Annotated in this window: 10 protein-coding genes; 2 read left to right on the top strand and 8 right to left on the bottom strand. The window is 64.1% G+C overall.

From position 1 onward, the window contains the following. The 6 genes from H7841_18085 to H7841_18060 form a co-directional block, all read right to left on the bottom strand. Nucleotides 1-892 (bottom strand): hypothetical protein (locus H7841_18085; protein ID MEO5338768.1); only part of this gene is annotated, 892 nt, incomplete at its 3' end. Then, nucleotides 889-1,677 carry an rRNA pseudouridine synthase gene (locus tag H7841_18080; GenBank protein MEO5338767.1) on the bottom strand — a complete coding sequence of 263 codons (789 nt, stop codon included), beginning with the start codon at nucleotides 1,675-1,677 and terminating at the stop codon, nucleotides 889-891. The genes H7841_18085 and H7841_18080, both read right to left, overlap by 4 nt. Further along, nucleotides 1,674-2,393 (bottom strand): gamma-glutamyl-gamma-aminobutyrate hydrolase family protein, encoded by a 720-nt coding sequence (locus tag H7841_18075; GenBank protein MEO5338766.1) that lies wholly within the window; start codon nucleotides 2,391-2,393, stop codon nucleotides 1,674-1,676. The genes H7841_18080 and H7841_18075 overlap by 4 nt, the downstream gene beginning before the upstream one ends. A 355-nt stretch (nucleotides 2,394-2,748) precedes the next feature. After that, a complete protein-coding gene (locus H7841_18070; GenBank protein MEO5338765.1) occupies nucleotides 2,749-3,081 on the bottom strand; it encodes a nucleotidyltransferase domain-containing protein in 333 nt (110 codons plus the stop codon). 424 nt (nucleotides 3,082-3,505) lie between these two features. Next, entirely contained in the window at nucleotides 3,506-3,838 is a 333-nt protein-coding gene (locus tag H7841_18065; protein MEO5338764.1) for a helix-turn-helix domain-containing protein, read from the bottom strand. Continuing rightward, complete coding sequence (locus tag H7841_18060; GenBank protein MEO5338763.1) at nucleotides 3,825-4,079, bottom strand: type II toxin-antitoxin system RelE/ParE family toxin; 255 nt, start codon at nucleotides 4,077-4,079, stop codon at nucleotides 3,825-3,827. The genes H7841_18065 and H7841_18060 overlap by 14 nt, the downstream gene beginning before the upstream one ends. A gap of 131 nt (nucleotides 4,080-4,210) precedes the next feature. Here H7841_18060 and H7841_18055 point away from each other — a divergent pair, with 131 nt between their 5' ends. Then, nucleotides 4,211-4,471, top strand: a complete 261-nt coding sequence (locus H7841_18055) for a hypothetical protein (GenBank protein MEO5338762.1) — start codon at nucleotides 4,211-4,213, stop codon at nucleotides 4,469-4,471. Between the two features lie 17 nt (nucleotides 4,472-4,488). Here the strand turns inward: H7841_18055 and H7841_18050 are convergent, their stop codons facing one another. Together H7841_18050 and H7841_18045 are read right to left on the bottom strand one after the other, a co-directional pair. Next, a complete protein-coding gene (locus H7841_18050; protein ID MEO5338761.1) occupies nucleotides 4,489-4,863 on the bottom strand; it encodes a helix-turn-helix transcriptional regulator in 375 nt (124 codons plus the stop codon). Nucleotides 4,864-4,873: 10 nt separating this feature from the next. Further along, nucleotides 4,874-5,134 carry a type II toxin-antitoxin system RelE/ParE family toxin gene (locus H7841_18045; GenBank protein MEO5338760.1) on the bottom strand — a complete coding sequence of 87 codons (261 nt, stop codon included), beginning with the start codon at nucleotides 5,132-5,134 and terminating at the stop codon, nucleotides 4,874-4,876. A gap of 176 nt (nucleotides 5,135-5,310) precedes the next feature. Between H7841_18045 and H7841_18040 the strand changes: the two genes are divergently transcribed. After that, complete coding sequence (locus H7841_18040) at nucleotides 5,311-5,589, top strand: hypothetical protein (protein MEO5338759.1); 279 nt, start codon at nucleotides 5,311-5,313, stop codon at nucleotides 5,587-5,589. Nucleotides 5,590-5,959: the final 370 nt, after the last annotated feature.

Here is a 5,959-nt window from a genome sequence, read left to right as displayed (position 1 = left end):
CGGCGCTTGCCTCGGGGTTGGCGCGCCGGAACTGGTCGAGGTGGCCGGCCATGGCGGCCTCGCGCGCTTCCGCCGGATCGTTGGCGCGGGCGGAACGGACGATCAGGTCCACCATCTTGCGTTCCTGTTCCGCGTCGCCAAAGGGGCGGGCGCCCACCACCATGGGCACGGTCTGGCGCCGGGCCACCGCCTGGGCGGTGTCGGGCCTGACCGCCACCACCAGGACATAGGGGCAGGCGGGCAGGAGCTGGTCCTGGAAGGGTTGCAGGAAGGCCAGGGCCTCGGCATGGCTGGGCATGCCCAGGCTCTTGCAAGGCGCGGCGCGGTCGGCCAGATCGCAGAGTTCCACCGTGCCCATGAAGGCCAGCCAGGCCTCGCGGGCCGGGCGGGAATAGAACGGATGGCCGCCGCCCGGCTGATCTCCCCGCCAGGCGCGCTGGACCACATAGATGCCTTCGCGGCCCCGGATCACGGTGGACATCAAGACCTCGATACGGCGTGGCACCACCTGGGGGCGGGCGGCATCGGGCGCCGGGCGGCGGCATTCGAGCAGCAGCAGCGAGACCTCGTAGCCATTGACCTGCCGGGAATCCGGGTCCTGGCCCTCGTAGCGCTCGCAGGACTCGCGTACACCATCCGCCATCCGCATGGCGAAGGTGACGGCGGGTACGTCGAGCATGCCTTCGAAGACCTGCACGGTGACCCGCTCGGTCCAGTCCTTGGCCGTCTGTCCGGGTGGCAGGTATTCATGGAGCCGACGGCCCTCCTTGAATTCCTTGCGGACGGCGGTCCAGCCGGCGGGCGGGGCGGCGAACAGGCGTTCCTGGCTGGGCGGCGCCGCCCCGACGGGCCAAGCCAGCAGCAGAAGGGCGGCCAGCCGGGCCAGCTTCATTCGACGCCCTCGTCAGCCGGGGCCTTCGTTCGGCGCCCGCCGGGGGCCGCCTTGACCTTGCCGCGGCCCAACTGGTCGCGCAGCACCCGGCGCGGCACCTCGTCCACTTGGCCGCGTTCCAGGTTGCCGAGTTGAAAGGGGCCGTAGGACACCCGGATCAGGCGGGTCACCTGCAGGCCCAGGTGTTCCATGATGCGCCGCACCTCGCGGTTCTTGCCCTCGTGGATGGACAACGAAACCCAGGCGTTGGAGCCCTGCTCGCGTTCCAGATGGGCCAGCACCGGGCCGTACTTGATGCCCTCGATGGTGATACCCTTGCGAAGGTTCTTCAGGGCGTCCTCGTCCACCGCGCCATGGACCCGCACCCGGTAGCGGCGCGTCCAGTTGCGGCTGGGCAGTTCCAGGTCGCGGGCCAGTTCGCCGTCGGTGGTGAGCAGCAGCAAGCCTTCCGAATTGAGATCCAGGCGCCCCACGGACACCACGCGCGGCATGCCGGCCGGCAGCTTCTGGAACACCGTCGGCCGGCCTTGCGGGTCCTTGTGGGTGGTCACCAGACCGGCCGGCTTGTTGTAGCGCCAAAGCCGGGTCTCGCCAGCCTCGGGCAAGGGCTTGCCGTCCACCAGGATGACGTCGCCGGCGCCGACGTTGATGGCCGGCGTCGCCACCACGGTACCGTTGACAGAAATGCGGCCGGCGGCGATCCAGGATTCGGCGTCGCGGCGCGAGCAGAGACCGGCCCGCGCCACCACCTTGGCCAGCCGTTCGCCCTTCTTCTCGTCGCTCATCTGGATTCCCTCGCGGTTTGGATGACGGCCTCGAACAGGCGGCGGTCGCCGTCCGAAATGAAGAATTCCGGATGCCACTGCACACCCAGACAGAAGCGGTAGGCGGGGGCCTCCATGCCCTCGATCACCCCGTCGGAGGCGCGGGCGTTGACCACCACCCCGGCCGGCTCGTCGGCAGCCGCCTGGTGGTGGGCGCTGTTGACCGCCAGGCTGTCGACGCCTACCAGGCGGTGCAGCAGGGTCCCCGGCACGACGGCGACCGTATGACCGGGCTCGTCGCGGGGATTGGGCTGCTCGTGGGCCAGACAGCCGGGAACCGTGTCGGGAATGTGCTGAATCAGCCGGCCGCCCAGCACCACGTGCAGCAATTGCTGCCCGCCGCAAATTCCCAGCACCGGCAGGTCCCGTTCCAGGGCCCCCTTGACGATGGCCAGTTCGAAAGCGGTGCGGCGCTGCTTCAGCTTAACCGTGGCATGGACTGCGGCGTCGCCGAACAGGGCCGGGTCGACGTCGAAATGCCCGCCGGTTACCAATAGACCGTCGATCAGGTCCAGGTAGGCCGTGACCAGTTCCGGCTCGTGAGGTAAAGGCAGCGGCACCCCCCCCGCCGCCACCACGGCGTCGCAATAGTTCTGGCGCAGGGCGTACCAGGGAAATTTCGAATACCCTCCGGGTTCTTCCCAGTCGAGGGTGATGCCGATGCGAGGCTGGATCATAGGGGCAATCTAAGCGGCGAGCCCCGTCGCGGCAAGCGCCACCGATCTCGGTCGAACGGAGTTCCGCCGTCGCGTCGCCTGTTCCTCGACCTGCGCGCGCCATATCGGCCGTTCCGTGGGCATTGCGCTTCGCAGAGGGCCGCACACTGCCCGCACAAGATCGGCACGACCGTCTATCGCGCGGCATGCCTGCGTGCAACGCCTCGTGAATGCCGGCCTTTCGCTGATGGTCGTGGTGCCGCTGGGGAAAGGATTTCGTCGGCTGCCAGCAGCAGCGATATCTTCAATACGCCCTTGTAGGTGTCCGAGAGCGCCCGGCCCATCCAGGCCACCGGACGCCCGACATGTCTCTCGGTCAAGCACGCCTCCCGTTCCTTGGCGACGCTTGGCCCGATAGACCGTCGGATTGGTCTCGAAACCGTCCAGCAACAGGCACGTGGATGGAATCCTCCAGGAAATACCGGATTTCCAGGAGGTCGAACAACGAGAAGCGGCCCGATTCCTCGTGGTCGATGAACAGGTCGAGGTCACTGTCGGCCCGGGCGTCGCCACGCAAGGTCGAGCCGAACAGGAACAGCGCCCGCACCCCCAGTTCGCGGAGACGGTTCGACCCCTGCGATATTCTCCGCAAGCTGTTGACTGCGAACCCGATGAAGGTACGCGTGTGCAGGGCGGGGATTAAGTGCACTCCAGTGCCATGGCCTATTCGCCGACACAGCGGCATCAATTACACCGTGGATCTCAGATGTCGCTCCTGGTCGGGCCTGGGCTTGAACGCCAAATTGACATTTAGTAAGTAATAGGGGGAAAGCCTCTCCCCCACCTTCCCTTCCCCTTCATCACTTTTTCCACAAGCCCATCACCCCGGCCCAATGGCGAAACGTGACCGACCGTCTTCGCATCATCTACTGGCAGAAGGCGTTGATCGCTTCGGGTTGTTCCTACTGCTTCCCGAACAGGGGACAGGCAGAGAGCATCGAATTCCCGCATGGTTGTCTCGTCCACGAGCCCCACTTTGTGCAGGTCCCATACCGTCTCGTGAACCGCTTCGAGAATGCCGCTACGCTTTCTTGCCGACATCGCCACCTGTTTCCTGGAGATATCCATATTCCTCACGCCGCCTCGACGGTCAGCCGACCAGGGCGATGAGACCTCTGTTTGCGGACCACAATATCCACGTCCCGCCCCAGCACCAGTAGAAGACGGAGCAGGCGCTCCACCGAATAGTCCTTGAAGTAACCCCGAAGCAGGCGGGACACGTCGGGCTGGGATAGCCCCATGACCTCGGCGGCCTTCGCCTGGGTCAGGCGGCGGCTTCGGATGATGCCGTCGATCTGGGTGACAAGTTTCGCCTTCAGCAGATGCGTCTCCGCATCTGGCCGTCCAAGATCGGCAAAGACGTTGCCGCTGCCCTTTTCGATTTCGATGTCGTCAACCCTGACCATGGGTCTCTTCCTTTCCATAGCGCAAGCGGTAATGGCTCTCCGCCGCCTTCAGCCTCTGCCTCACCAAGTCGATCTCGTGCTTCGGCGTCGCAATGCCGGTCTTGGATTTCTTCTGGAAGGCGTGAAGCACATAGACCGCCTTCTCGAAACGGACCACGTAGACCGACCGGTAGGTGTTCCCGTCGAACCGGGAAACGATTTCCAAAACCCCGGAACCCACCCCCTGAAGCGGGCTTGGCATCAGGGTGTTTCAAGCCCACCTCAGCCTGATAGAGGGCAAATCCGGCGTGATCCCGAATCTCCTCGGGGAAGCGCCTGAGGTCGGTTCTACTCGACCCAACCCATTCTAGGGGCTTCGGCTTTCGATGATCCATGTGTGATTATGGCGGTTCCGCCATTGCTTTTCAAGCGCAACCGCCCCTGACCATCTCCCCGCCACACCTCGGACATCTCCGCGATAAGAACGTTCCGAAGGGTATCGTCGATGGGCTGCTGGGGTGGGCCAGTTCCGAGCACCGGATGCAGATGACCGACCACTACGACCAGCGACGCATTCCCATGGGGAAACTCGTCGAGGGAATTGAAGCGCTGGAATATCCCTGGTTCTCGAAATTGCTATCTGAAGGACGTTAGGAGTGACCGCGAAGCCATCACGAGGTCGGCAGCAACAGCGTCACGTCCAGGCCAAGAGCCTTGGCGAGCGCACGGAGGGTTTCCAGCGAGCCGGTGCGCCGACCCGTCTCGATCTGCGAGAGGTAAAGGGGCGTGATGCCGGCCTTCTTGGCAAGGACGGCCTGGGTCAATCCCCTGTGCTGGCGGAATGCCTTGACGGGGCTCGTCCCTTCCAGGATCGCATCCACCACCTTGGCTGGGAAGGTCTCCGACTTGCGGGCAATCGCGGCATCGAAGAGAGCCTCGTCGGAATCGTCCTCGGCATAGGGACGCACCCGCTCCCAGACATCCCACGGGATCACCGCGAATGCCGGTCGGCCTTGCTCGTCGTTGATGATCTGCGGCTTCGCCATTTCCATCTCCTCAATCGTAGGCGCGGCATCTTGGAGCGATTTCCAGAACCAGGATCGTCACCACGTCGTTTCGAAGGGTATAGAGAACCCGCCAATCTCCGACGCGGAGCCGATAGCCCGGCCGCCCCTTGAGGGCTTTGACGTTGTTGTTGGGAGCATAGGGATTGATGGCCAGACGTTCGACCTTGCTTCGAATCGTCCGTGCCGTGTTGGCGGGTATTCGCCGCAAACTGACGAGGGCTTCCACCGAATACTCGATGCTCCATGCCATGATGTATGTATAGCATATCGACATACCATGCGACAAGGAGGTGCCTGGGCATCGAAAGCCGAAGGGCTGGCGTCAAGTTTCACAGATGATTTCCGCTTGCACCTGCAAGCGAAATCCATCTGGCTATTCGGTTCCCTACTATCATGATGGTGGGGGCAGGCAGCAAGGAAACGATCATGCCCTATGCGATCATCCGAGGCGGAAACCACCGCCGTCACGAGGTGGACTTCGGCGATGGCCCCCTTCGCGTCGAGGTTCACGCCAGCGAAGAGACGGTGGAGATTTTCATTGAAGCCGACACCAGCACACTGCCCGAGGAGCGTCGGCGGTTCGCTCTCATCAACATCCCTCGGCACCTCTTCAGCCAGGCCACGGGAGAGGCGGCGCGGAGGGTACCCTCTCGCGGTAAAGCCATTCCACCAGATTCCGGAAGTCAGTTTCCCGCCCGCCGATGAGCGTTTCCACCAGTTCGTTCAGATATCGAAGGCAATCGGATTCGGTCACGCCAGTTCTGGCTCAAATGAGATTTACCAGTTTCCGCTTTGCGTCGGAGTCGCCCTCGACGTAAGCGGCTGTCATCTGCACCCCCCATGCGACGGCGGCCGTAGTCGGATTCGGCGTCACTTGGAAGGTCCTGGGAACGGCCGTCGCCATGAGCCCCATCGGGCGGGCCATCGGCGTGATCGCCGTGGCCGCCGGCCTGGTTTACGACAACCTGGACAAGGTCAAGGCCGGGATCGGCGCCGTGGTCGACGCGGCCCAACCCATGATCGATTGGGTGGGGCGTCTGTTCAGCGACGGGCGCAAGTCCCGTGGCGTCAAGAC

Source organism: Magnetospirillum sp. WYHS-4, assembly GCA_039908345.1.
Lineage (GTDB): Bacteria > Pseudomonadota > Alphaproteobacteria > Rhodospirillales > GLO-3 > JAMOBD01.
Note: the sequence above shows the minus strand (reverse complement) of the source record. Positions and strands in the feature narration are given on the sequence as shown.